At 68.2% G+C, this 24,378-nt stretch carries 21 protein-coding genes; 17 read left to right on the forward strand and 4 right to left on the reverse strand.

All coding sequences use genetic code 11. The annotated features are described in order from the left end of the window. Positions 1-312: 312 nt before the first annotated feature. The 7 genes from ACFYZA_RS31135 to ACFYZA_RS31165 all read left to right on the forward strand — a co-directional run bounded on the left by ACFYZA_RS31135 (position 313) and on the right by ACFYZA_RS31165 (position 7,644). A complete protein-coding gene (locus tag ACFYZA_RS31135) occupies positions 313-1,281 on the forward strand; it encodes an STM4015 family protein (protein ID WP_388494072.1) in 969 nt (322 codons plus the stop codon). 35 nt (positions 1,282-1,316) lie between these two features. Continuing rightward, a complete protein-coding gene (locus ACFYZA_RS31140; protein ID WP_388494074.1) occupies positions 1,317-2,516 on the forward strand; it encodes an STM4014 family protein in 1,200 nt (399 codons plus the stop codon). A 62-nt stretch (positions 2,517-2,578) separates the two neighbouring features. After that, entirely contained in the window at positions 2,579-3,385 is an 807-nt protein-coding gene (locus ACFYZA_RS31145) for an STM4013/SEN3800 family hydrolase (RefSeq protein WP_388494194.1), read from the forward strand. Next, the gene (locus ACFYZA_RS31150) at positions 3,382-4,740 is read left to right on the forward strand and encodes an STM4012 family radical SAM protein (RefSeq protein ID WP_388494076.1); all 1,359 of its coding nucleotides are present in this window, start codon (positions 3,382-3,384) and stop codon (positions 4,738-4,740) included. Before ACFYZA_RS31145 ends, ACFYZA_RS31150 begins: the two co-directional genes overlap by 4 nt. 7 nt (positions 4,741-4,747) lie before the next feature. Beyond that, a complete protein-coding gene (locus ACFYZA_RS31155) occupies positions 4,748-5,692 on the forward strand; it encodes an STM4011 family radical SAM protein (protein WP_388494078.1) in 945 nt (314 codons plus the stop codon). A gap of 327 nt (positions 5,693-6,019) precedes the next feature. Further along, positions 6,020-6,472: a universal stress protein gene (locus ACFYZA_RS31160; protein WP_382598744.1), complete on the forward strand. Its 453-nt coding sequence runs from the start codon at positions 6,020-6,022 to the stop codon at positions 6,470-6,472. Between the two features lie 164 nt (positions 6,473-6,636). Further along, positions 6,637-7,644: an Acg family FMN-binding oxidoreductase gene (locus ACFYZA_RS31165; RefSeq protein ID WP_388494080.1), complete on the forward strand. Its 1,008-nt coding sequence runs from the start codon at positions 6,637-6,639 to the stop codon at positions 7,642-7,644. Positions 7,645-7,814: 170 nt separating this feature from the next. On the opposite strand, the gene ACFYZA_RS31170 is transcribed toward ACFYZA_RS31165, so the two are convergent. Next, a complete protein-coding gene (locus tag ACFYZA_RS31170) occupies positions 7,815-8,255 on the reverse strand; it encodes a MarR family winged helix-turn-helix transcriptional regulator (RefSeq protein WP_382598748.1) in 441 nt (146 codons plus the stop codon). A gap of 72 nt (positions 8,256-8,327) precedes the next feature. Here ACFYZA_RS31170 and ACFYZA_RS31175 point away from each other — a divergent pair, with 72 nt between their 5' ends. After that, on the forward strand, positions 8,328-9,959 hold the full coding sequence (locus tag ACFYZA_RS31175; RefSeq protein WP_388494082.1) for an FAD-dependent oxidoreductase: 1,632 nt from the start codon (positions 8,328-8,330) through the stop codon (positions 9,957-9,959). 278 nt (positions 9,960-10,237) lie between these two features. Beyond that, the gene (locus ACFYZA_RS31180; RefSeq protein WP_388494084.1) at positions 10,238-11,113 is read left to right on the forward strand and encodes a cyclase family protein; all 876 of its coding nucleotides are present in this window, start codon (positions 10,238-10,240) and stop codon (positions 11,111-11,113) included. A gap of 468 nt (positions 11,114-11,581) precedes the next feature. On the opposite strand, the gene ACFYZA_RS31185 is transcribed toward ACFYZA_RS31180, so the two are convergent. After that, positions 11,582-14,896, reverse strand: coding sequence for an ALF repeat-containing protein (locus tag ACFYZA_RS31185; RefSeq protein ID WP_388494086.1), 3,315 nt, complete (start codon positions 14,894-14,896; stop codon positions 11,582-11,584). Positions 14,897-15,326: 430 nt separating this feature from the next. Between ACFYZA_RS31185 and ACFYZA_RS31190 the strand changes: the two genes are divergently transcribed. The 3 genes from ACFYZA_RS31190 to ACFYZA_RS31200 all read left to right on the forward strand — a co-directional run bounded on the left by ACFYZA_RS31190 (position 15,327) and on the right by ACFYZA_RS31200 (position 18,085). Beyond that, complete coding sequence (locus ACFYZA_RS31190) at positions 15,327-15,797, forward strand: hypothetical protein (RefSeq protein WP_382598756.1); 471 nt, start codon at positions 15,327-15,329, stop codon at positions 15,795-15,797. A gap of 85 nt (positions 15,798-15,882) precedes the next feature. Further along, a complete protein-coding gene (locus ACFYZA_RS31195) occupies positions 15,883-17,421 on the forward strand; it encodes an FG-GAP-like repeat-containing protein (RefSeq protein WP_388494087.1) in 1,539 nt (512 codons plus the stop codon). Between the two features lie 262 nt (positions 17,422-17,683). Continuing rightward, positions 17,684-18,085 (forward strand): hypothetical protein, encoded by a 402-nt coding sequence (locus ACFYZA_RS31200; protein ID WP_388494088.1) that lies wholly within the window; start codon positions 17,684-17,686, stop codon positions 18,083-18,085. Positions 18,086-18,664: 579 nt separating this feature from the next. Here ACFYZA_RS31200 and ACFYZA_RS31205 read toward each other — a convergent pair. Continuing rightward, entirely contained in the window at positions 18,665-19,624 is a 960-nt protein-coding gene (locus ACFYZA_RS31205) for an SMP-30/gluconolactonase/LRE family protein (protein ID WP_388494090.1), read from the reverse strand. Between the two features lie 98 nt (positions 19,625-19,722). Here ACFYZA_RS31205 and ACFYZA_RS31210 point away from each other — a divergent pair, with 98 nt between their 5' ends. The 3 genes from ACFYZA_RS31210 to ACFYZA_RS31220 all read left to right on the forward strand — a co-directional run bounded on the left by ACFYZA_RS31210 (position 19,723) and on the right by ACFYZA_RS31220 (position 22,108). After that, positions 19,723-20,175 carry an Lrp/AsnC family transcriptional regulator gene (locus ACFYZA_RS31210; RefSeq protein WP_388494092.1) on the forward strand — a complete coding sequence of 151 codons (453 nt, stop codon included), beginning with the start codon at positions 19,723-19,725 and terminating at the stop codon, positions 20,173-20,175. 286 nt (positions 20,176-20,461) lie between these two features. Next, entirely contained in the window at positions 20,462-21,016 is a 555-nt protein-coding gene (locus ACFYZA_RS31215) for a hypothetical protein (protein WP_388494094.1), read from the forward strand. A 750-nt stretch (positions 21,017-21,766) separates the two neighbouring features. After that, positions 21,767-22,108, forward strand: coding sequence for an MmcQ/YjbR family DNA-binding protein (locus tag ACFYZA_RS31220; protein WP_388494195.1), 342 nt, complete (start codon positions 21,767-21,769; stop codon positions 22,106-22,108). A gap of 185 nt (positions 22,109-22,293) precedes the next feature. On the opposite strand, the gene ACFYZA_RS31225 is transcribed toward ACFYZA_RS31220, so the two are convergent. Beyond that, a complete protein-coding gene (locus ACFYZA_RS31225; protein ID WP_382598766.1) occupies positions 22,294-22,605 on the reverse strand; it encodes a hypothetical protein in 312 nt (103 codons plus the stop codon). A 164-nt stretch (positions 22,606-22,769) separates the two neighbouring features. On the opposite strand from ACFYZA_RS31225, the gene ACFYZA_RS31230 reads away from it, so the two are divergent. Together ACFYZA_RS31230 and ACFYZA_RS31235 are read left to right on the forward strand one after the other, a co-directional pair. Continuing rightward, positions 22,770-23,081 (forward strand): hypothetical protein, encoded by a 312-nt coding sequence (locus ACFYZA_RS31230; protein WP_388494096.1) that lies wholly within the window; start codon positions 22,770-22,772, stop codon positions 23,079-23,081. Positions 23,082-23,368: 287 nt separating this feature from the next. Further along, positions 23,369-24,250 (forward strand): alpha/beta fold hydrolase, encoded by an 882-nt coding sequence (locus ACFYZA_RS31235; protein ID WP_388494098.1) that lies wholly within the window; start codon positions 23,369-23,371, stop codon positions 24,248-24,250. The last annotated feature ends 128 nt before the right edge of the window (positions 24,251-24,378 follow it).

Below are 24,378 nucleotides of genomic sequence, written 5' to 3' on the forward strand. Positions count from 1 at the left end.
TTCTCCGCCCATCAAGACCGGCTAGGCCCAACGCCCATGTATCCCGGCCGGGTTGACCGATCTCGACCTCGCCCGCCTCCGCCTCCGCCTCCACAGCAGGTGAACGCCCCCCAGCGGACAGCATCCGGCCGCGAGGACGCCTGTCGCTCAACGCGCTTGCGCCGCAAGGCCACCGAGTTCTGCGGGCCACCGAGAAACGCCCCTGTCGGCGGCGATGTCAGTGGGGCTTGGTACAACTCCCTTACCTGGCTTCGACCCACCGAGCCGGGCCCATCGTCGACGCATCGGAATCAGCGCGAAGGAGCGGTCCCCATGACCATTGGCAGCCACCTCGAGGAATTCCACGGCCTGCCGGCCTTCACTTTTCCCTCCGCCGCCGACTCTCCGGGGGTGACCGTATCCCTGCCCGCCGCCGAATCCGTGGCCTGGCGCATCGCCGTGGACGCGTACGACAGCGAGGAAGAGTGGCCGGAGGCTTTCGCCCGCTTTCTCGCGGCCGTGGACGGCCGACGGGTGCGCGCGCTGATCGTCGGCGCCTGGAGCGATGTGTACGAGAAGGCGCCCGATGCCGTGATCGAGGCTCTGGTCGCCGCGCGTGATCAACTGCCCGCGCTGCGCGGCCTGTTCCTCGGTGACATCGTCATGGAGGAGTGCGAGATCTCCTGGGTCGTTCAAGGTGACGTCTCACCCCTGTTGGCCGCCTTCCCGGATCTGGAGGAGTTCGGCGTACGAGGCGGCAACGAGCTGGTCTTTCCGGCCGTGCGGCACGAACGGCTGCGCGCGCTCACCGTGGAGACGGGCGGCCTTCCGGTGGCGGCGGTACGCGGTGTCGCCGGCGGCGATCTGCCCGCGCTGGTCTCCCTCGACCTGTGGCTCGGCACATCCGAGTACGGCGGCGACTGCCAGGTCTCCGACCTGGCCCCGATCCTCGCGGGCGACCGGCTGCCCAGCCTGCGCCGGCTGGGGCTGCGCAACAGCGAGATCCAGGACGACATCTGCCGCGCGCTCGCCTCGGCTCCCGTCGTGGCCCGCTTGGAGGACCTGGACATCTCGATGGGTGTCCTCACGGACGACGGTGCCACAGCACTGCTGTCGGGCCAGCCGTTGACCCACCTCAAGTCGCTCGATCTGCACCACAACTACCTCGGCCCGGAACTGCGCGACCGCCTCGTGAAGACACTGGAGGCCGCCGGAGTAAGGGTCGACGCCGACTCGGGAGACGCCGACTCCGACGAGGAGGAGGACGGGAGCGTCTGGCGCTTCGTCGCCGTGGGCGAATAGCCAACGCCGCAGGGACGACGAGGCCGGGACGTGGGATGGCAGAGGTACGGGGACAGCACATGGCGGTGAAATGGGCGGTCGTCGCCAATGGGGAGAACCGCCGGACGGAACTCTTCACGGCAGCGGCACGAGAAGCGGGCCACGGCACACCACGCGTCGTGGAGTGGCTGGACGTGCTGCGGGAAGGCGGCGCCGACTTCGGCGATGACGAGGTGGTACGGCTGGACTCGCCCGGTGAGAACGCGGCGGTGGACCGAATCCTGCGCGGAACCCAGGAGCAGACCCGGGTCGAGGGTTCATCACGCTGGTACGAGCAGTTCCTCTGCGCCGTCCGTTCGCTGCGCGGCGGGCGCCGCCTCGACGACCCGGCGGATCTCGCGGTGCTCTTCGACAAGCGGCTGTGTCACGCCCGTCTCGACCGCGCGGGCGTGCCCGTGCCCCAGTCACCGACCAGCGGTGGGCTCGCACCGGTGGAGGGATGGAGCGGCGTACGGCACCTCATGCGCGAGGCCGGTTTGCACCGGGTGTTCGTCAAGCTCGCCCACGGGTCGTCCGCCTCGGGTGTGCTCGCCGTCCAGACGAACAGCACCGGCCGCGTCGCCGCCACCACCAGCGTGGAGCGCACCGCGGACGGCAGCCTCCACAACTCCCTGCGCATCCGCCGCTATACGGACGAGGCGGAGATCGCCTCGATCGTGGACGCGCTGTCAGCGGACGGGCTGCACATCGAGCGCTGGCTGCCCAAGGCCTCGCTCTTCGGCAGATCCGCGGATCTGCGCGTAGTGGTCGTGGCCGGCCGCGCGACCCATGCCGTGGTCCGGACGAGCCGCTCCCCCCTCACCAATCTGCACCTGGGCGGCGCCCGCGGTGACCTCTCGGCCGTACGCGCGCTGGCCGGTGACCGGTGGGCGCAAGCCCTCGCCCTCAGCGAGCGGGCCGCGGCCTGCTTCCCCGGCACCCTGTGCGTCGGGGTGGACCTGCTGCCCGCCGTGGGCTGGCGTCGGTTCGCCGTGGGAGAGGTCAACGCCTTCGGTGATCTCCTCCCCCGACTGACGGGGCTGCCCGACAGCGGCGCGGAGGGTCTGGACACCTACGCGGCCCAGATCGCCGCGGTCCGGTCCGGCCGCACCACGCCACCCGCGCACCTTCCTCCAGCACAGTCGCTCCCGACCCGACCCACCGTCGCCCCACCCACCACGCACTACGCACTACGCACTACCGAGGACAGCACATGACCGCCCCTGAAGCCTCGCGGGCCGCCGCGGCCATCTCGCCCCCTGCGCACGACATCCCGGACATGAACGAGGTGGTGGGGCGAGACGACCTCCTTCTGCTGACGCTCGACACCCTGCGCTACGACGTGGCCGTCGAACTCGCCGCCACCGGCCGCCTCCCGAACCTCTCCGCGCACCTGCCAGGCGGCGCCTGGGAACAGCGCCACGCACCGGGCAACTTCACCTACGCCTCCCATCAGGCGATGTTCGCGGGCTTCCTCCCCACCCCGGCCTCGCCCGGCCCGCACCCACGGCTGTTCGCGGCACGATTCGCCGGCAGCGAGAGCACCGCAGGGCGGACGTTCGTCTTCGACGCCCCCCATCTGGTGGCCGGTCTCGCCGCCCGTGGTTACAGGACGGTGTGCATCGGCGGAGTCGGCTTCTTCAACAAGCAGGGTGCGCTGGGCAACGTCCTGCCCGGATTCTTCCAGGAGAGCCACTGGGAACCCGAGTTCTCGGTGGCCTCACCAACCTCCTTCGAATCCCAAGTGGAGCGCGCCGAGAAGGTCGTGGCCCAACTGCCTCCCGAACAAAGGCTGTTCCTCTTCCTCAACGCCTCGGCCCTGCACCAGCCCAACTGGTTCCACCTGCCCGGCGCGACCCGCGAGTCGGGCGACAGCAGGGCATCCCACGCCGCGGCCCTGGAGTACATCGACCGCCATGTCGGACGGCTCTTCGATGCCATGAGCTCACGCCGCCGCTGCTTCGCCATCGTCAGCTCCGACCACGGCACCGCGTACGGCGACGACGGCCACACCGGCCATCGCCTCGGTCACGACTGCGTATGGACCGTGCCGTACAGCCACTTCTTCCTGGAGCCGACCACATGACCCGCACCCCCCTGGCCACGCCGCCCCGCACGGCTCCACGCCCCTACCAGAGCTACACCTACGCCTACCCGCACAAGACCGCCTACCGGCCGCTCGCTCCGCGCCCCGCGCTCAAGGACCTGTGGGCGGGCGAGTCCCGTGGGTCCCTATCGCTGTACATGCACATACCGTTCTGCGAGGTCCGCTGCGGATTCTGCAACCTGTTCACCCGTATCGGGGCGCCCGACGACCTGACCGGCCGCTACTTGGACGCGGTGCGCCGCCAAGCCGCCGCGGTGCGCACGGCGCTCGGCGACGACGGACCCCCGCGGTTCGTCAACGCCGCGTTCGGCGGCGGCACACCCACGTTCCTGAACCCCCGCGAACTGGAGCAGCTCTGCGACATCGCCGAGCACGAGATGGGAGCGGACCTCCGCGCTGTTCCCCTGTCGGTCGAGGCCTCCCCCTCCACCGCGACGACGGACCGACTGGACGTACTGGCCGCGCGCGGCACCACCAGACTCAGCCTGGGAGTGCAGAGTTTCATCGAGGAGGAGTCGCGTTCCGCGGCGCGGCCACAACGCCGCTCCGACGTGGAAGCGGCGCTCGCACGCATCCGTGAAGCGGGCATCCCCGTCCTGAACATCGATCTGATCTACGGAATCGACGGCCAGACGGCCGCCAGTTGGCGCCAGTCCCTCGACGCGGCTCTGGCCTGGCGGCCGGAGGAGATCTACCTCTACCCGCTCTACGTCCGTCCCCTGACGGGCCTCGGCCGGCACACCGACCCGCTGCGCGCCGGGCGGGACTGGGACGAACAGCGTCTGCGCCGCTACCGGGAGGGACGGGACCATCTGCTGACCCACGGCTACGAGCAGGTATCGATGCGGATGTTCCGCCGTGCGGACGCCCCGCCGCAGGGCCCGGACGACTACGCCTGTCAGACCGACGGCATGATCGGCCTGGGCTGCGGCGCCCGCTCGTACACCTCGACGCTGCACTACTCCTTCGACTACGCGGTCTCCATGCGGGAGATCCGCGGCATCATCGACGACTACACCGCCACCGACGACTTCTCCCACGCCCTCCACGGCCGGCACGTCGACGAGGGTGAAGCCCGGCGCCGACACCTGTTGCAGTCCCTGCTCCAGGCCGAGGGACTGCTCGGAGCGGACTACCGCCTGCGCTTCGGAGCCGACCCCTGGGACGACTTCCGCTCCGAACTCGACGTACTCACCGCGCGCGGCTGGCTGCGCGACGACGGCGACGACCTGCTGCGCCTGTCTCCCGAAGGACTTGCCCACTCCGATGCCATCGGTCCCGAGTTCTTCTCCCCGGCCGTCCGTGACGCCATGGCCGCCTACGAACTCAAGTGAGGCCACCGTGGACCTGACCATCCTCTATCGCGGCCCACTGGCGTCCTGCGACTACGACTGCCCCTACTGCCCGTTCGCCAAGCGCCGCGACACCACGGCTCAGTTGCGCGCCGACCGTGCGGCTCTGGAACGTTTCGAGGCCTGGGTCGCGGGGCAGCACGAAGACCGCCTTTCCGTACTCTTCACGCCGTGGGGCGAGGGCCTCACCCGCTCCTGGTACCAGCGCACCCTGGTGCGCCTGTCCCGTCAACCGCATGTGCGGCGCGTGGCGATCCAGACCAACCTCAGCTGCCGAACCGACTGGCTCGACGAAGCCGACCGGGACACGGCGGCTCTGTGGTGTACCTACCACCCGGGGCAGACACCGCACGAGCGCTTCCTGGCCAAGACCCGTCAACTGCGCGATCTGAATGTGCGGTTCAGCGTCGGAGTCGTGGGCCTGCCGGAGCACCTTGAGGCAGCCCGCAAGTTGCGCGAGGAACTGCCGGAAGAGGTGTACCTCTGGGTGAACGCCGCCGAGGGCCATGCCTACACGGACGAGCAGGCCGCCCGGTGGACCGCGCTCGATCCGCTCTTCCCGCTCAGCCGTCACCCGCACGCCTCGGCCGGCCTGCCCTGCCGCACCGGAGAGTCCGTGATCTCGGTGGACGGGGACGGCACGGTCCGCCGCTGCCACTTCGTACGCGACGAACTGGGCAATCTCTACGACGGTTCCTACCGCACCGCCCTCGCGCCGCGTCCCTGCCCACTGACCACGTGCGACTGCCACATCGGCTACGTGCACCTGGAGTCCCTGCCCCTGTACGACGTCTTCGCGGGCGGCGTCCTGGAACGCATACCCCGGTCGTTGCCGACCGTGCTGCCCGTACCCGCGCTTCCGTCAGGCCGACCGGCGACCGCGCGGACCCACCTCGGCCTCGCAAGCCCGGGCGGTGTCGTACGACCGACGTAAGGCGAGCCCGCCGCGCACGACCAAGGCGAGTTCGAGACGCCGGGACCGAGCAGCTCCCCCTGCGCCGAGCGATGATCTCGACAGGCGGCACCGGACAAAGCCGGGCAGGATTCGTGGGGACCCACGAGCGGGTGCGCTCCGGGCGGTCGTCGGCCGCTGCGGCCGGGACCTTTGGCCCTGCTGTGAGGGACTTTGGCTTCTGTGAGTCCCCGTTCACAGCGGTGAGGCTGAGGGTGAGCCCGGACTGCCGAATGGCGAGCGCCGCCACACCGGTACCTCGATCCCCGCGAGTGCCCGTCGAGTACGCCAACGAAGCGAGAGGACGACATGAACGAGGTCAGAAAGCCCCTGGTGATGGTTGGTGTGGACGGCTCGCGCAATTCGATGGACGCCCTGCGGTGGGCCGTCGATCACGCCGCCTCCATCGAGGGGCGCGTGCACGCGGTGATGTGCTGGGAGTGGTCGCGCAACCCCCTCGGGATGGGAACCACGGGGCTCGCCTCCGGCATGGTAAGCCCGGAGGAGATGGCCCGCGAGAAGCTGGCCGAGGTCATCCAAGAGGCCCTGGGCGACCACCCCGCGGCCCCGGTCCACCCCCGGGTCGTGCAGGGCTCGCCCGCCCACGTCCTGGTGGAGATGTCGCAGGACGCCCGCACCATGGTCGTGGGCACGCGCGGGTACGGCGGGTTCAAGAACGCGCTGCTGGGCTCCGTGAGCCAACAGGTCGTCCAGTACGCACAATGCACAGTCGCCGTGGTGCGCGCGTCCACTGACGGCTAATCAATTCCCTTGTACGCGGCGGTTGTTGCGCCACGCTTCTGTTCGTGCCCGGGGTCGAACGCCCGGCCCGCCAAAGACTCCCGGGCCGCCGGGCCCCCGCACCCAGGGGCGTGCGACGGAAGGGGCCACCACCGCGCACCGACCTCGGCAAGGAGGGCAACACGATGCCACGGACCATCCCCATCCTGGACGTTCCGGCCGTGACCGCGCTCATCGAGGCCGCCACGGCCGCACCGTCCCTGCACAACGCCCAACCCTGGCGGTTTCGCTACCTGCGCGCGACGAACACCGTCGAGCTGTACTCCGACGAACGGCGCGCGGTCTCGTACGCCGACCCCCGGGGCCGGGCACTGCACATCGGATGCGGCGCGTCGCTGTTCACCCTGCGGGTGGCCTGCGCCGGCGCCGGCCTGGACCCGGAGGTGTCCCCGCTGCCCGATCCGGCCCGGCCCGAACTCCTCGCCGCGGTAAGGCTGAATGCGCAGGCTCCCCGGGACACACAGGGTGCTCGGGACCTGGCCTCCCTGCGTCAGGACATCGCCAGGCGGCACACCAGCAGATATCCGTTCGCTCCGACACTCGTACCGGAACCCGTCCGTGACGCTCTCCGCGACGCCGCGGCATGCGAGGGCGCGGAGCTCCTCTTCCCCCATCCCTGGCACGTGGACGCGCTGTTGGACTTGGCCCAGGACGCGGAATCGCAGAACGCACACGACCCGGAGCAGATCGCGGAACTCGCCCGCTGGACCCGCGTCGGGGCCACCCCGTCGGACACCGCCGTCGACGGAGTGCCCGACTTCGCCTTCGCGCCGCGTCGTCGAAGTGGCGCCGCCCCCATCCGCGACTTCGCCACCGGCCGGCCGGTCGCCGACCGCGGCCGCCTGGACTTCGAGCGGGTCCCGCAATTGGCCCTCCTGGGCACGGCCGAGGACTCCCCCGGCGACTGGTTGCGCGCCGGCCAAGCCCTGCAGCATGTATTGCTCCTGGCCAAACACCACGACCTCGTCGCCAACGTCACCACGGAAGCTCTTGAGCGCGAGGACCTGCGATGGGCCGTACGAGACCCGCTCTCCGCCATGCCGTACGTACAGGTGATGCTCCGTATCGGATACGGTCCGGCCGGACCCCGCTCCCCTCGTCGCACGGTGCGGGACGTTCTCACCATCGAGTGACCCCGGGGCGGAGCGAACTGGCGTCACACCCTGGGAGGAGGTGGCCGAGATGTATCCGTCAGGCCTCAACACACCTCTGCCGAAGGAGACTTGAGCCCCTCCTCCCCCACCTTCACCGTGACCGCCTCAGCCCGATGACCGCCCCGTCTCGTGATGGGCGACCCGTATCCTCACCCTGGCCATGCCCGCGTCAGGCCGTCACGCAGAGCCGCCAGCGCCGCAGCACCCAGCTGACGCTCCAAGGTCTGCTCCAGGTCGCGAAGAATCCCTGACGCCACGTCACGACGCCGACGACCCGAGTCCGTCAGGCCGATAAGGGTGCTGCGAGGGAATCCCGGCCCCGGCGTGCTGACCAGCAGGCCTTCGTCGAGAAGCTGTGTGACCGCGCGATGCATCGTCTGGCGGGTGACTCCGGCACGGCGGGCGAGCTCGGCGATGCTCAGCGACGCGCTGGAGTCCAGGTGCGCCAGCACCGCCGCGTGCGCCGGCGTGATGGGGTCCACGCCCGCGGCGTCCAGACGCGCCATCAACTCGTCGGAGAACCAACGGGCCCCTCGCTGCAAGAGGGTGAGGAGCGGCGGGTCCGTAGTCGCGTTCTCCTTTTCGCTCATCGCTCGCGGTCCTGTCACTTGTGGGGTACGTTTCTGCGTCAGCATAGCTGACACAGCGGAGGTTCGGTTGCCATGACAAGCAATGCCGTTGACGTCCTTGTCGCAGGAGCAGGCCCGGTCGGTCTCACGGCGGCGATGCAACTGGCCCGGTGGGGGCTGTCGGTTCGCTTGGTGGATGGCGCACCCGGGCCCGCCGCCACCAGCCGCGCGCTGGGGACCCACGCCCGCAGCCTGGAAATCTACGATCAGCTCGGGATTCTCGGCGACATCGCTCCGCACGGGACACGGGTCAACGCGTTCGTCCGCCATCAGGCAGACCGCACGACCCGGGTCGACTTCGACTACGGCGACTTGGTGACCCGGTTTCCGTACATGCTCAACGTCGATCAGGTGATCACCGAGCGAGTGCTGCGTGGGCATGCCGTGTCGGCCGGGATCGACGTGGAGTGGAACACCAGGCTGGAGTCGTTCCAGCCCGACGCCGACGGTGTCACAGCCGTGCTGCGCAGCGGCGATCGCCCAGGCGCCACACAGGAGACCGTGCGTGCTCAATACCTCTGGGGCTGCGACGGCGGACATTCGACGGTCCGCAAGGCCCTCCGGCTCCCCCTGGCAGGCGAAGCCGCGCACACGTGGCTGATCGCCGATGCGGTCGTGCACACCGCTATCGAACGAGATGGGGTGCATTGGCTGTTTCCGCCCGGCGGCGCGCTGATGCTGTTTCCGTTTCCGGAACCGGGGAAATGGCGGCTGCTGGATACGTCGGGCGCGGGTGAGCCTGAACAGCCAGAGCTGATCGCCCGGCAGTTCAGCACCAAACTGTCACAGGCTCTGGGCCGCGAAACCCTTGTGAGCAGGCCCAGTTGGGCATCGAAGTTCACCATCCAGCAGCGCGCGGTCCCCACCATGCACGTCGGCAGGTGTCTCCTTTCCGGCGACGCCGCCCACGTCCACTCGCCCGCATCGGGGCAGGGGCTGAACACCGGCATCCAGGACGCGTACAACCTGGCCTGGAAGCTGGCCATGGTCGTACACGGTCACGCCGACGACACTCTGCTCGACACCTACGACGCCGAGCGGGTTCCCATCGGCCAGGCCCTGCTCGCCTCCACCGCGAAGGTCATGAACACGGCCATGGTCGACACGTCCAGCGAGGAGACCGGGGACACCGAGCACCATGATCGAGGGTTCATGCGCCGGCTCATTCGGAGCATGTCGGGGCTGAGCATCGCCTACCCCGAAAGCCCCCTCACCGTGACGGACGGCGAGGCTGAACAGGACCCACGTCCTGGCGAACGCCTCACTCAGATCTCCGCAGCCGACGCTCAGTCCCCCGGCTGGACCGCACTTCGCGCTTTGATCAGGGACCCCGCGTGGCACCTGCTCGTCTTCGCCGACGGCAATGCCTCCAGCCCGGATCGGATCACCGCCGAGACGACCTCGCTCCCAGCCTGGCTGAACAAAGTGACGATCAGCCGGAGCCGCCCAAACAGGATCGACTGCGGCGTGTGGGACCGGGACGGCCGGGTGCAGGACACACTGACCGCAGCCGCCGGCGACTGGATCCTCGTACGTCCCGACGGTTATGTCAGCGCACGCGGCACCGGGGGCGACAGTCTTCGCACCGCACTGGACCGACTGGCCGGTCTGCTCATGCGCGAACCGGCACCAGCGGGACGGATCGGAAGCGGGTCAGATGTATAGAGCCGCCATCGCCACAGCCACCCGAACAACAGCGCCATCGATATCGGTATCGATATCGGCGATACGGGACAGCCGTCTGGGGCGGGGCAACAGGTGCGCGTGAACGTGCGCGGACTGATCTCCGCCTCGGCCTCGCCCGGCCATCTTCCGGGCGGCAGACGGCAGTTCGCTTCGCCCTCTCCCCCGCTCTTCAGTTCAACAAAGCCCGCCCGCTCATCGGGCCGGCAGCGGGACGGCACTGGAGCACCGTCCCGCCGGCCCGCCGGAAAGGAGCAACCATGACCGAGGCCGTACTTCCGAGCAACTGGGGTCGGTGGGGCGACAAGGATCAACTGGGCACCCTGCACCTCATCGACGCGGCAGCAAGGAAGCGAGCCGCCACCGAAGTACGCGACGCCCACCACGTCAGCCTGGCTCGCCGTATTCGCCCGGTGCCTCTCACCACAGGACTTGGCCCCGTCGGCAGCCCTGCCGTGATGCCGGCCGGGGTATTGCAGATCATGAATTTCAACGGGGCGAAGCCCCTGGCGCTGACCGACACACTCGTCCTCAACACGCACAACGCCGCCTTGACCCATCTCGACGCCGTGGCACACATGCCGGTCGACGAACATGTCTACCCCGGTGTACCGGTGCAGGACGCCGTGACACCGACGGGCGTTGCACATGGCTCGGCGGACCCGTTCGGCGCCGGGATCGTGACCCGCGGCGTGTTCCTGGACCTGGCACCCGACGGCGGCAGCCTGTCGGCCGACCGGCGTATCGGAGCGACCGATCTCGATGCCGCGCTCGATCGTGCGGGCACAGTGCTGTCCTCCGGAGACGCTGTGGCAGTGCGGGGAGGATGGGACACCCATCGCCCGCTCAGCCAACCGGTACCCGGCCTCGACCTCAGCGCCGTGCGATGGCTGGACGAACATGGTGTGAGCGTGTACCTCGGCGACATCAGCGACGCCCGACCGGCCCAATTCCCCATGCCCATGCACCAGGTCGCCCTCGCTCGGCTCGGCCTGCCACTGGTCGATGCCGCGGACCTGGACGAGCTCGCCGAAGTCTGCGGGCGGCTGGGACGTTCGGGTTTCATGCTGGTGCTGGCGCCGCCGCGCATCACGGGCACAACCGGACTCGCCGTGAACCCGATCGCTGTCTTCTGAAACGGGAATCGCGCGACGATGCGGCTGTTACGGCTGCGAAAGACGAGGAGGTATGACGCGCCCTGCCCGCTGGCGCGTACAGAATCTCAGCAGGAATCTGATGACGTGCGCATGGGCTCTAGCTGCCGGAGGGCGGCCAGAGCCCCGGGAAGGCTACGCGATGAATGACTGAACTAGCCTGCCGCGCCTACCAGTTCCATTTGTCTGCATTCTTCATGTATTTGTAAGACGCGATGGCCAACGCGAGAGAAGCAACACCTATCCCAGCTGCCACCAATCGACCACCAATCCCGAGGCCAGATATTGGACTTACCGAAGTTCCAAACCCTCCTAGTGCCCCGAGACAGCCGAGAAAAAGTGAACGCCAGTCGAAGAGGATTGGACTGATCACGTTTACGACCTTTTTGGCAGCCCTTCCAGATTTGGTCGAGTTGAGCCAGGATTTCATGGATTTCATTTCAGTGATCTTCAGGCGATGGGCGGCTTGGGCCGACGGTCGAGCGGGCCCGGTTCGAGGTAGCGTACAGGCCCACCGGCCGGCAGCAGGTAATCGACGATGGTGGCGCCGAACGCGACAGGTGATCCGAACAACCTGCTGGCCATCGCTCCGCCCGGACCCACGACGAGTCCGACTTTCTGTCCCCCGCTGATCGCGAACCCGAACCCCTTACCTGTGATGTAGGGGCCGACGAATCCCTTGAAGGACTCCTTCGCTTCGTCCGTCCGCCCCAGCAATGAGAGAGCAACAGTATCAATCGCCCCTCGATAGCTGAAGAAGCCCACGACATTACGTACGCCACTGGGTATTCCCGCGTCACTGTGTGAGGGGAATTGCGAGGAGTGATCGTTCTTGGGGTCGTCCTGCGGCCTGTAGTTGATGGCTGCGTTCTCTTCCGCCTGTTTGCGGGCGGATTGGGCTGCGGTGCGCTGCTCCTGATTGCGCTTTTCGGTGGCGGAGGCGAGTGCCTGCTGCGCGGCCTGACTGGCTTCGGCCGCGTTCTTGCCGGCGTCCAACGCGGCCTGGCGTGCCGTGGCTGCTGCTGCGGCGGCGGAGTCGGCGGAGTTGCTGGCCTGGGCTGCGGAGTTGGTGGCCTGGGCGGCCGAGTAGTTGGCCGCCCTGCTGGCCCTCTGCGCGGTGGCCGCAGCGTCCTTGGCGAGCTTCGCGGAGGCAGCCGCGTCGGCGGCCGACTTGTCGGCGGCCTGCGCGCTCTCGCCAGCCCGCCGGGCATGGTCCTTGGCGTCGGCGGCGGACTTCTTGGCGGCGGCTTCGTAGCGCTTGGCGTCTTCGGCCCGGCCGCGGGCCCAGGCCGCTGTCTTGGCCGCGGTGTTGGCGTTTTCGTAGGCCTCGGCGGTGATGCGGGCCGCGATACCGATCTGGGTGCTGATAGCGGATTCGTGGGTGTATGTGTCCTGGTCGGCCTGGGCGGCCTTGTACTGGATGCGGGTGACGAAGACGTTCCTCATCCAGTCCGGTCCGGCCATGGCGATGCGGGCGGCGGCCTTCACATGAGGTCCGCCCTTTTCCAGGATGCGGAGTGTCTCGACCTTGTTGTCGTCGGCCAGGACGCGCGGGTACTCGGTCGTCAGGAAGGTGTTGAGGGCCTTGGCCGAGCCGTCGTTGAGGGCCTTCTTCCCCGCTTCGCGTACACCCTTGCCCGCGCCTTCCATGGCGCGCAGGGCCTGGATGCGGTACTCGTCGCGCTGCCCTTCGAACATGCCGGTGGTCAGGAACTCCTCGACTGCCCGGGGGCCGTCCTCGAGGGCTTTCTCGGCGGCGGCCGCAGTCTTGGCGGTGCCGACGGTGGCGATGTGGAGGACGGTTTCGCGGTCGTCTTCCTGCTGTGCCGCAAGGCGCCCGGAGCTGAGCCAGGCAAGCATGTCCGTGTCGGTGCCGGACAGGGCGTTGCCCGCCGCCTTCTGGGTCCAGGGGCCGTCGCTGCCGAGCAGGTTGAGCGCGGCACGGCGTGCCAGAGCCGCCCCCGCTGTCCTGTCGCCCGCCACCTTTTCGGTGGCTTCGGCCAGCAGCTTCTTGGTTTCCTCGCTCATCCGCGCCGCCTGGTTCTGGGCGCGGTCGCCGGCCTGGCCGATCTCCTCGCCGAGGGCCGTGAGCTGTTTGGCGTCTGCGGTGGCTGCGGTTTCTTCCTGTTCGAGCCGGTACTGCTCGGCCTCGCGGGCAACCTTGCTGACGCTGGTGGCCTCGGTGGTTGCCTTGGCGGCGGCGTCGGCGGCCTTCAGCGCCGCGTCCGCGTGGGCGGTGGCCTTCTTGGCCTCCGCATCGGCTTCGCCCGCATGATCGGCTGCCTCGTCAGCGGCCTTGGCCGCCTGTTCCGCGTGGTCGGCTGAGGAGCTGGCGTACTGATGGGCCGACCGTGCCGCGGTGGCGGCCCGGGCGGCCAGGCTTTGCGCACGGCCGGCAGCCCGGGTGGCCTGGCCGGCTGCCGTCCGAGCGGTCGCAGCCGCTTCACGGGCTCGTTTGGCCTCGCTCGCGGCGACCCCGGACTGTTCACTCGCGCGGGCGGACGCGTCGGCGGCTGCGGCGGCGTTCTGCCCCGCCCGCGCGGCCGCTGCGGCAGAATCTCCGGCCTCCGCGCTCGCGTTCGCAGCGTGACTCGCGGCCGCGGCGGCATCCTTGGCGCCGGCTGCGGCTTCCCGAGCGACCTGGGCCGCCTTGCGGGCGCCTTCGGCCTTGTTCCGGTCTCCGATCGCCGCGTTCGCCGCGTTGTAGGCCCGGGCGGCTGCCTGTCCAGCCGCTGCTGCCGCGGCTGCCGCGTTCGAGGCCGCCCTCGCTGCGGTCCGGGCCGCAGCGACCGCCGTGTTGGAGGCCTCCACCGCGGCCTGTGCGGCTCCGGCTGCACCCTCAGCGGCCTGTGCTGCTTGGCTCGCCGCCGCGCCGGCCTTGTCGGCGTCCCCCTTGGCCGCAGCGGTCTCCTTGGCGGCCCTCTCCGCTGCCTTCTTCGCCTCATCGGCAGCTACATCGGCCCGGGACGCGGCTTCCTTGGCCTGGTCCGTTGCCGCCTTCGCCTCCTTGCCGGCCTCCGTCGCGGCCTTGGCCAGCTGCGTCACCGTCATCAGTTCCTGGTCACGCGCCTGTGCCAGGTACTGCCCGTTCTCCAGGAAGACAACGAGTTCCTGAGGCGTGCCGTTCATGGCTCGCTTCCCGGCTTCGCGCAGTGCGGGGCCTCCCGTTTCCATCAACTGCAGGGCTTTCACGCGGTTGTCCTCGAAGGCGGCCTTGGACACTCCGGTCTGCAAGAACGCGTCCAGTGCCTCTGGGGTGCCGTCGTTCAGCGCTTTACGGCCCTCGCGGTTGACGCCCCGGCCTCCCTCGTTCATCGCCCTCAGGACCGCGACCCTGCGGTCGTCCTGCAGCGGCTTCTCGAAACCGGAATTCACGAAGTCCAGCACGTCCTGGTCGGAGCCCGACAGCGCCTTACGCCCAGCCTCCGACACGCCCTTTCCGGCCGTGGGCAGCATCTTCAGGATCGTCACGCGAGCATCCTCCACCGAGGCACGGTGCAGGCCGGCGGCGTAGAACCTTCGCAACTCCTCGTCGTTGCCCAACAGGGCCTTGGCCGCTTCGCGTTTCACCCCCTTCCCGCCGGCCAGCCACTCCTCCACCGCTTGCGCACGACTGCCCGCAGGCGGGTCATATGCCGGATCCGCCGGTGCTGCCTGCGCCGTCGTGGTGCAGAACAGCACCGCCGACATGCCGAGCGCGACCACAGTCGCGCGCTTGCCCCCTACGCCGGACACGGCGCAGCGAGGCCACTTGGACCATTTCATGATGGGGTGTCTGCATCCTCAACGAGACGGTAAGAAAAGGGAGTCCAGACAGGACTGCCTGAAGGTGCCCTCGAAACCTCATCACTTCTAAGTCACGGATAAATAAAGGACTAAAGTCCTTCGTGACGCCGGGCCAAGGGGTGGGCTGGGCTCGTTCCAGCAGCCTTGACCTGCATCTATGGCGCAAGGTCGTTAGTCCCACGGAGCGGGACTGAACCCTCGGTAACCCGACGCGAGTTGATCTTGATCACAGCGAGCGCACAGGTTGCATCCTCAATTCCCGTGCTACTTCTGGAATATGACGCCGTCTTGGCCATAGCTCGGAGCTTCTCGTTCTCCTGCCCAGCCAACGGCACTCCCCTGAACTCCCGACAACTCCAGAGAGGGTCTTATTGTGATGCGTATTCGATGGCGGTGGATGATTCCGACGGTGGCGAGTACCAGCCTGCTGGTCGCGGGGATAGCCACCGCCGCGGGCCCTGGCGAGTCCCGAGCCACTACCACCGGCAAGACGGCCGATACGGCGATGCCCTCGACGGTGGAGACATTCGGTTACCCGAACGCGGCGAAGATCCTCGCGGAGAGGAACCTCAAACTCAAACGCGGGGACGGCCACATCGTGCTCGCTGAATGCGGAAGCGCCCCAGATCTGCTGCAGTTCATCGGCCGTGACCGGGGAGACTTCTGCTTCCGCACCATCGGCGGCACGGGCTATCTGAGCCTGGAGGTCCCCGGCGTAGTCGGCGTGCAAACCAGCGGTCACAAGGCGCACATCAATATGACAGTGGACGCCAAGACCAAGTCCTACGACATCGCCAAGAACGACTACCGGGGCATCGGGGAGACCACCGACCCCGAGGGCCGCGACCACACCCTCGTCGAGATCCGAACCAGCAAGTAGACGTCCCCCGCGTGGACCGCACGGGCGCCCGATCCCGGGCCCTCCTCCACGCCGTAGCTCTCATCCCGTCAAAGGAAGCTTCGTCATGTCCTCCACCCCTGCCCGTACCGCCGGGGCCGCCTGCCTGATCGCTACGGCGCTCGCAGCGAGTTTGGTCACTGCGGCGCCAGCCGGTGCCGTCGTCGGTGAGACGGCCGCGGATGTCGCATACACCGCAGCCGCCCATCTGCAGATCGGTGACGCTCAGCGGGCCTGCTCCGGGGTACTCGTCGCACCGCAGTGGGTATTGACCGCCGCCGACTGCTTCACCGGCGGGACGGCCAAGCTCACCCCCGGCGTGCCGAAGGAGAAGACCACCGTCACCCTGGGCGGTATCGACTTGGCACAGAAGGGCGTCAACACCCAGGCAGCCACCTGGCTGGTGCCGCGTGAAGACCGGGACGTGGTGATGGTCAAACTGGCGCACCGCGTCCAGGGCATCTCCCCTCTGCCCCTCTCCACCGGCGCGCCGAAGCCCGGCGAGGAGCTACGCGCGCTCGGGTTCGGGCGGACCGCCGACACCTGGGTGCCCGGCCGACTCCACCAGGGCGACTTCACGGTTGCCGCCGTCGAAGCCACCAGCATTCAGCTCAATGGCTCGGCCAAGTCGGTGCTGTGCCAGGGCGACGCCGGCGGCCCCGCCCTTCGCACCGGCAGGGACGGTGGCCACGAGGTGGTGTCGGTCAACTCCCGCTCCTGGCAAGGCGGCTGTCTCGGCACCGACGCGAAAGAAACCCGTACCAGCGCCGTGAACACGCGCGTCGACGACCTCGGTACCTGGGTGAAGGAAACCGCCTTCGCCGCACAGGGCGACATGACCGGCAGCGGCGTTGCCTCGCTCGCCGCGATCTGGGGTGACGGCACCCTGCACATCTACCCCGGCGACAAGGTCAAGGGCCTGACCGGCGGCCAGACGGCGCAGCTCGGCGGCACCAGCTGGAAGTCGATGAAGCAGCTCGCCAAGGGCGACTTCAACGGTGACGGCGTTGCCGACCTCATGACCATCTGGCAGGACGGCACCCTCCACCTCTACAAGGGCGACGGCAAGGGCGGCATCACCGGCGCAACCACCGTCACCCAGGGCGGCAACACCTGGGGCACCGTCAAGCAGCTCACCGCCGGTGACTACACCGGTGATGGCATCGCCGACCTCATGGCGGTGTGGGCCGACGGCACCCTCCACCTCTACAAGGGCAAAGGCGACGGCCAGCTCGAGCCGCAGGTGAAGGTCACCGCCGGCACCAACACCTGGGGCAGTGTCAAACTCCTGCCCGGCGGCGACTTCAACGGTGACGGCATCGCCGACCTCATGGCCGTGTGGAGCAACGGCACCCTCCACTACTACAAGGGCACCGGCGACGGCCAGGTCACCAACGGCGCGACGGTCCCCCTCGGCGGCAATACCTGGGACACCGTTCGGCAGCTCACCGCCGGTGACTTCAACGGTGACGGCATCGCCGACCTCATGGCGGTGTGGACCGACGGCACCCTCCACCTCTACAAGGGCGACGGCAAGGGCGGCATCACCGCCGCCACCACCATGTGGGGCGGCACCACCTGGAAGACCGTTCTGCAACTCGCCTGACAACGGCGAGACATGGTGCGGGGCGGCGGATTCCGAAAGGTTCGGCGCCCTGCACCTCTGTCCACGCCTCGCGCGGTGACGGAGGCGGGCCCGCCCCGACAAACCCACCACTCCGCTTGCCCCAGCAGTCGACGGTCCCGCCCTCGCGTCCTCAGGAGCCCGTATGCACACCCCCGACCCTTACAACGCCGTGCCCTCAGCCCCGATGACTCCCGTACCACCAGCGGGGTTCGGGCCGCACCAGCGGCCCATCGAGCCGGAGATGCCTCGCACAGTCAGGACAGCCCGGATCCTCCTGTACATCGTTGGCGGCCTGAACGCGCTGAGCGGGCTCCTGGTGCTGATCGCGGCCGCCGCGGTCAGCACCGGCACGGTCACCAACCCCGAACTCGCCCACAGAAGCGCCCCGGTCCTGTACCTGCTCGGCTGCCTCACCCTGGCCCTCGGTTCCGTCGCGACAGTCCTTGCCGCACGCTTCCGGTCCGGCCGCAACGGAGTCAGGACCGGTGCGATCGCCATTGGCGCCCTGCTCGCTGTCCACGGCCTCATCAACCTGCTGGCCGGTCAGATCGTTTCCGGGCCAGTCGTCGCACTGGGTGCCTTCGTCATCCTGAACTGCCGCGCACAGGACGCCATCGCCTACTTCCGGCGCCCCACCTTCTAGAACCTCACCTTCGGTGCCGGCGCGGGGGCGTCCGCGATGATGTACGGCAGCTGACGCGAACGGCCGACGCCCCCTGTTTCCAGGGCGAGTTGGCTGAACGGGAATGCCCTCCTACCCCCTCTTTCGTCACCGTGAGGTACTTGCCCCGGCCGAGGAACGACAGCGTCCCCGCGTCGAAGACCCGCCCGGTGTGCTCGCCGCGAGGGCGGCCCTCGTACGACGGCGAGTCCATGGGCGCCTTGGGCACGGGAGCCAGCCGGCCGTAGCCGGGCGGTGGATGCCCGCAGGCGGCAATACTGTCGATGGGGACAGGCTCTGCGGCAACCTCCTGGATGGTCGCTCCCGGCCGCGACTGGTACAGCGCGACCGCCTCCGCCTGAACTCGGCGGGATGGTGCTTCGTCGACAGGGTCAATCCGGAAGTGCTACGCAACCGGCTCCAGGCCGCCGACGGGCGGCGTCCGGGCTCCCGTTCCGGGGCCCTGCGGCCGCGGGTGAAAAGCCGGCGACGTCGCTGGAGGCGGAGGACGCAGACCTACGCAACGACGCAGAGGCAACGCGGCCCGCCGGGGAACCTTAGCTATGCCTTCGCAGGGCTCCAGGGCTGGTGCCCGGGGCCAGCCGGGTGTGTGCCCGTAACGCCCATCATGAGCGAGTAGACGCTGGTCTGCGCGGTGATGAAGAGCCGGTTGCGCTTGGGGCCGCCCCAGGCGATGTTGGACACCGTCTCGGGGATGTTGAGCCGGCCGATCAGTTTGCCGTCGGCGGGGTCGTAGCAGTGGACGCCGTCATCCATCGCGGCCGCCCAGAGACGGCCGTCGGCGTCGAAGCGAAGGTTGTCGAAGCGTGCGTTCTCCCGGCTTGCGGCGTCGGCGAACTTCCTGCCTTCGGAGAGGGTGCCGTCCGTTTGCACGTCGAAGACCCGGATAAGGCCTGCCCGGGTGTCGGAGACGAACAGTTCTTGCTCATCCGGGGAGAAGACCAGGCCGTTCGGCGCACCGAAGCCTTCGGCGGCCAGGCGGACTTCACCGCTGTCCGGGTCGATGCGGTAGACGTTGTTGGCACCGATCTCGCTCTCGGCGCGGTATCCCTCGTAGTCGCTGGTGATGCCGAAGTCCGGGTCGGAGAACCAGATGGATCCGTCCGATTTCACTGTCGCGTCGTTCGGGCTGTTCAGTCGCTTGCCCTGCCAGCGGTCGGCCAGGACGGTGAGGGTTCCGTCGTGCTCGGTTCGTGTGACACGGCGGTTGCCCTGCTCGCAGGTGATCAGGCGGCCTTGGTGGTCGAGGGTGTTGCCGTTGCTGTGTCCGGCCCCATGGCGGAAGACGCTGACGGTGCCGGTTTCCTCGTCCCATCGGAGCATCCGGTCATTGGGGATGTCGCTCCAGATCACACTCTTCCAGGCGGGCAGGTAGATCGGCCCTTCGGCCCAGCGGCAACCGGTGTAGAGCACTTCGAGGTTGGCATCGCCGTTCATGCACCGTCCGGTCCGGAACCGTTCGTCGAGCATGTCGTACAGCGCGGGGCGTTCGCTGGTCATAGGTCACCTCTTCGCAGGTGTGCCGAATTTGCTTCGGCTCATTCGGCACACTGCCGGATGAACTACAGTCTGCGCAAGACAAGTTCGAATGGAGAGCTGTGGATCACATAGATCGTTCCCTTCTGTCTCAACTCCAGCTGGACGCGACGCAGTCCTACGCGGCCCTCGGACAGACCGTGGGCCTGTCTGCGGGAGCGACTCACGAACGCGTGCGCAAACTCCGCGAGCGCGGCATCATCCGCCGCACCGCAGTAGAGGTGGACCCTGCGGCAGTCGGTGGGAACGTCCTGGCCTACGTGATGGTCGACTCCACTCTGTGGATGGGCGACTCGGCCGACAGCTTCGCCGCACTCCCCGAGATCGTTGAGGCGCACGTCATTGCGGGCAGCGCTGCCGTTCTGGTGAAAGTCAGGACCGCAACCACCGAACAGCTCCAGGACGTACTGCGCCGGATCTACGCCATCGAAGGGGTCAGCGGGACCCAGGCGACGGTGGTGCTGGAGACCTTCTTCGAGAGGCCGGTCTCACCTCGGATCGCCGGTCCGGCGTGAACTGGGCGGGGCCTGACAGGGCGTTCTAGGCGATCGGCCCCACTGGGTGCCCTCGGCGCTTCGGACGTTCCACGTGGTGTCGCCTCGCGTAGGCATGCGTACCCTCTCCCTTCCGGGCGAACGAGCCTTGCTCATGGCCGGACGACAGGCCGGAGGGCAACGCATTGCGTACTGGATGCGGTTCGGATGAGCGCGTTACCCACTGGGACGTCAAGGCCTGCGCTCTCAGGCGCCCATGACATGACATCCTCGCTTGATCGTTCATGACAACCCGATGGAGACCGTCGTGCACCTGACGAAGAAGGCGGGGCGTGGCGCTACACCAGCGTCTGTGTCGATGGCAGTGATCGCGGTCATGACTGCTGCGCTGACCATTGCACGGGTGGGAGTGGCAGGGGATCTGTATAGCGGCGTTGCACTGCTGCCTTTTACGCTGGTCCTCTGCCTGCCTGTACTTTTGGGCCTCAGCGCCGCTTTGACAGCGTTTTACACGTTGCCTGTCGTGATTTTCAGCCACTGGACGTGTCACCGTTATCGCATTCCCGTCAGCAGGGGCGGAAAGTGGGTAGCAGCCTGCTCGACGCTAGCCGCATTCCTTGCGGTGGCAGTGCCTTGGTGCGCAGCTGAGGCGTACGAGGCAACGTGGGGTCTCGAATACGCTGGAAGCTGGTTCGCAGTTATGGGCTGCCTATGGGCCGTAGCTACTCCCGCCGCCCTGGCGGCGCACGTGACTATCATTCGCGAAAACAGCGGGCATCCAGTTCGTCCAATTGGGCGGATAGCTGGATGGGGAATGCTGGCATTGACTACAGAAGCGGCGTTTTTTCTTCTGATTTCGTAGCGGCACCACGGATCCAAGCAAAAATCCGAAAGAGCTGCCTTAGCCTCATCCCTACCCTCGACCATCCAAACTGGCCAAGCTGAACTCCCGCCAATTCGAACCCAGTTGAGACGACCTCCAAGGAAGTTTCTGAGCATGTTACGGGCCGGCGCAGTTCGCGCCGACCGCGTCATCGGCCTCAAGGACCCGGGGGTGCCCCTACCTCTCTGGCCAAGGGAAACAGGGATGCGCTGAGTCGGGGAGCTGGCCGGCATGGCGGCGTGCCCGAATCTTCGGGTCTGGCCGGCTTTGGATGTGTTGGCAATCTTCCGTTCCCTTGACGACGAGGTCATCGACTTCGATGTTGACCTGCGGGGGTTGCGGGGTCAGCAGCGACCGGATGTGTTCTGCGGCCTTCTGCGGGATAGGGCGGCACTTGGACAAGCCAGCGCTGATGGAACCCCCGGGCGGCCATGACCGTCCGGTACTCCGCTTCGACGTCGGGGCCGAGCAGGTTGCCCTCCTGGCTGAGCCGCTGGACACGTGAGCACGGCCGTCGGCCTGCATTCGTAGTCGGTGACAGCGAGGGAAACGAGGAGGTCGGGCAAGCCGAGGGTTTGAGGTTCAAGTGGTGCCACAAACAACGCGCTTGCGACTGACCGATGTTGCTGCCCTGACACGTGAAGGCCCACCCCCTGCGCGTGTCGGGCGTCGAGAGTCATTACCGTGGTCGATGTGACGCACACACCCACCGCCCAGGATGTCCGGCGCATGGCGCTCTCCCTTCCCGAGACCGTGGAGAAGGAAGCGTGGAGCATGCCGACCTTCCGGGTGGCCGGGAAGATGTTCATCACCGTGCCGGATGAGCAGACCTCGTTCGCCGTCCGGTGTCCGCGCCACGAGCGGGCCGAACTGATCGCGGCTGAACCGGAGAAGTTCTGGGTGCCCGCGCACGAAGCCGCATCATCCTGGGTGAGAGTACGGCTCGCCGCGCTGGAAGGCCTGGGCGAGCTCCGCGACATCCTGGAGGACTCCTGGCGCCAGGCGGCCACCGACCAACTGCTCGAAGCCCACCCCGAACTCGGCCCCGGCCGGCATTCTGCTTCCGCCTGACGTTCCGCCCCCGGCCACGGCCGAGCTCCGGGCCCCACCCAGACGGCAGGCAGCCGTTTCAGCCCCAGCGGCACATCCAGCAACCCCCTTTGCGGGTCTCGCCGTGAGAGTCGTCGTCCCGTAATCCCGTAATCCGTTGAAGTTGACGTTGAAGTTGACGTTGAGGTTGAGGTTGAGGTTGAGGGTCAGGCTGCGTCCACCGTCGGCGCCGATAGCTCCGGCTGAGCGAGGTGAGCGACCCAGGTCCCCGGTGAGGATGTGGGGATGCCGCCGCCACAGGCCCGCGTCGAGGATCCTGTGGAACTGGGCGAGTGCGATGCCTCGTCGTCGATAGTCGCGGCCTTGAATCGCTCGTCCAGCGCTCTTATCTGCGGGGTCCAGAGCTGGACGATGTGGTCATCCAGCAGTAGCCAAGCCTCGTGCAACCAGTTCCGGCAGTACAGGCCGTTGGTGTACTTGTGGATGAAGCCTCTGTAGCCGCGCTCAATGATGCTCACCAGGCCGGGCCCTGCTGGTGAGAGCGTCCAGCCGCTTGGCGACGGGGCTCGTCGTGGCCGGTCGCCGCCCGGCCGACGGAGTCGGCGGGAGCCGCGCCGCCCGCCCGGCCGCCCCGGCCCAGTTGAACTGGTGGGACTCGAATCGGCCGGGCAGAATCGGCCGTATGTCCTCCGGCCGGCAACTCGACCACACTCCTGACGGGCACTTCGTCGTCATCGACGGGCGGAGGTGGCGGGCGACCGACCCCATGCTCCCGGAAGACATCGCGTCCCGGCTGCGCAAGCACCTCATGGCGGCCCGGCGTGCGGTGCGCTCGGCCCTCGCCGACGAGGACGAAGCAGCGGTACGGGCCGCCCGCGAGCGCGTGCAGCGCGCCAAGGTGGCTCTCGGGGAACGCGGTACTCCCTGGTGGGAACAGAGCGCCTCCCAGCGGCGCCGTCGCTGGGAGGACGGGCTGACCGCGCTCGACGAATGACGCGTTCGTACGCGCGCGCAGGACGCCCTCCTCCCCCGTACGGGCGGTCCCGCTGTCCTGACGGAGGATTCCCGACCGCCGGCCGCGCGCGGCCGCTCGCGAGCCTCAGTGCGGCGACCTCGCCGAGCAGGCCGGCCTCCGGTGTACGTTCCGCGATCTAACGTTGGGCGGCGCCGAGACTGGTGCCCTCCGCGTGGACGGCACGGACGGCACGGCGGCACGACCGCACCAGAGCAAGGCGCGGATATCGCGATGCGCCTCCCGGCCGGATATGAAAGCCTCCGGCTATGCCGAACGTCGACGTGTCTGCCGGGCTGTCCCTCTCGTACGAGAGTTTCGGCGACCCGGGGGATCCCGCTGTCCTGTTGGTGATGGGCTTCGGGACGCAGATGCTCGGCTGGCACGAGGACTTCTGCCGGGCGCTGGCAGCCCTGGGCCGATACGTGATCCGCTACGACAACCGGGACTGCGGTCTGTCCACCAAGTTCGACGATCACCCCGTCGACATGGGCGAGTTCATCGCCGCCGTGAGCTCGGGTGACATCCCCACCGCCCTCGCGATGGTTCCCTACCGCCTCGACGACATGGCCGACGACGGCTTTGGTCTGCTCAGCGCGCTCGGCATCGATCGCGCCCACCTGGTCGGCGCCTCGATGGGAGGCATGATCGCCCAGATGATGGCCATTCGCTCTCCGGAGCGGGTCCTGACCCTGACATCCATGATGTCTTCAACCGGTGAGAGCGAATACGGCCGGTCAAGCCCGGAGGCTCAAGCGGTGCTCTTCAGCCCGAGGCCGACGGACCGCGACGGATATGTCGCAGCGGCGGAGAGGGAGTTGGTCTGGGCCTCCAGGCGATACGGTGACGCCGCCGCGCTGCGTGAGCTGGCCGCCGCCAGCTATGACCGCGCCTACTACCCGGCGGGGATCGGCCGGCAGCTGGGGGCGATGGTCCTCAGCGGTTCACGCGCGGACGCCCTGCGCGAACTCCGGGTGCCGACGCTGGTGATCCACGGCCTGGACGACACACTGATCGACCCCAGCGGCGGAGAGCGCACAGCTGAACTGGTGCCCGGGGCGGTCCTCCGGCTGATTCCGGACATGGGCCACGACCGCCCGCGTGAACTCTGGCCCGAACTCCTCGACGCGGTGGCGGCACACACCGACTGACCAGCTGCGCAGGCGCCATCCCTTGCCGCCTCTCCCACGGCCGCGCCGTCATCGAGTCCCACACCGAGCGGCATCCGACGCTCTCGCTACCTGAACAGCCGACCTCGGCAACACCAGGATCCCCCTCG

Origin of the sequence: Streptomyces sp. NPDC001828 (assembly GCF_042892175.1) — a bacterium.
Taxonomy (GTDB): domain Bacteria; phylum Actinomycetota; class Actinomycetes; order Streptomycetales; family Streptomycetaceae; genus Streptomyces.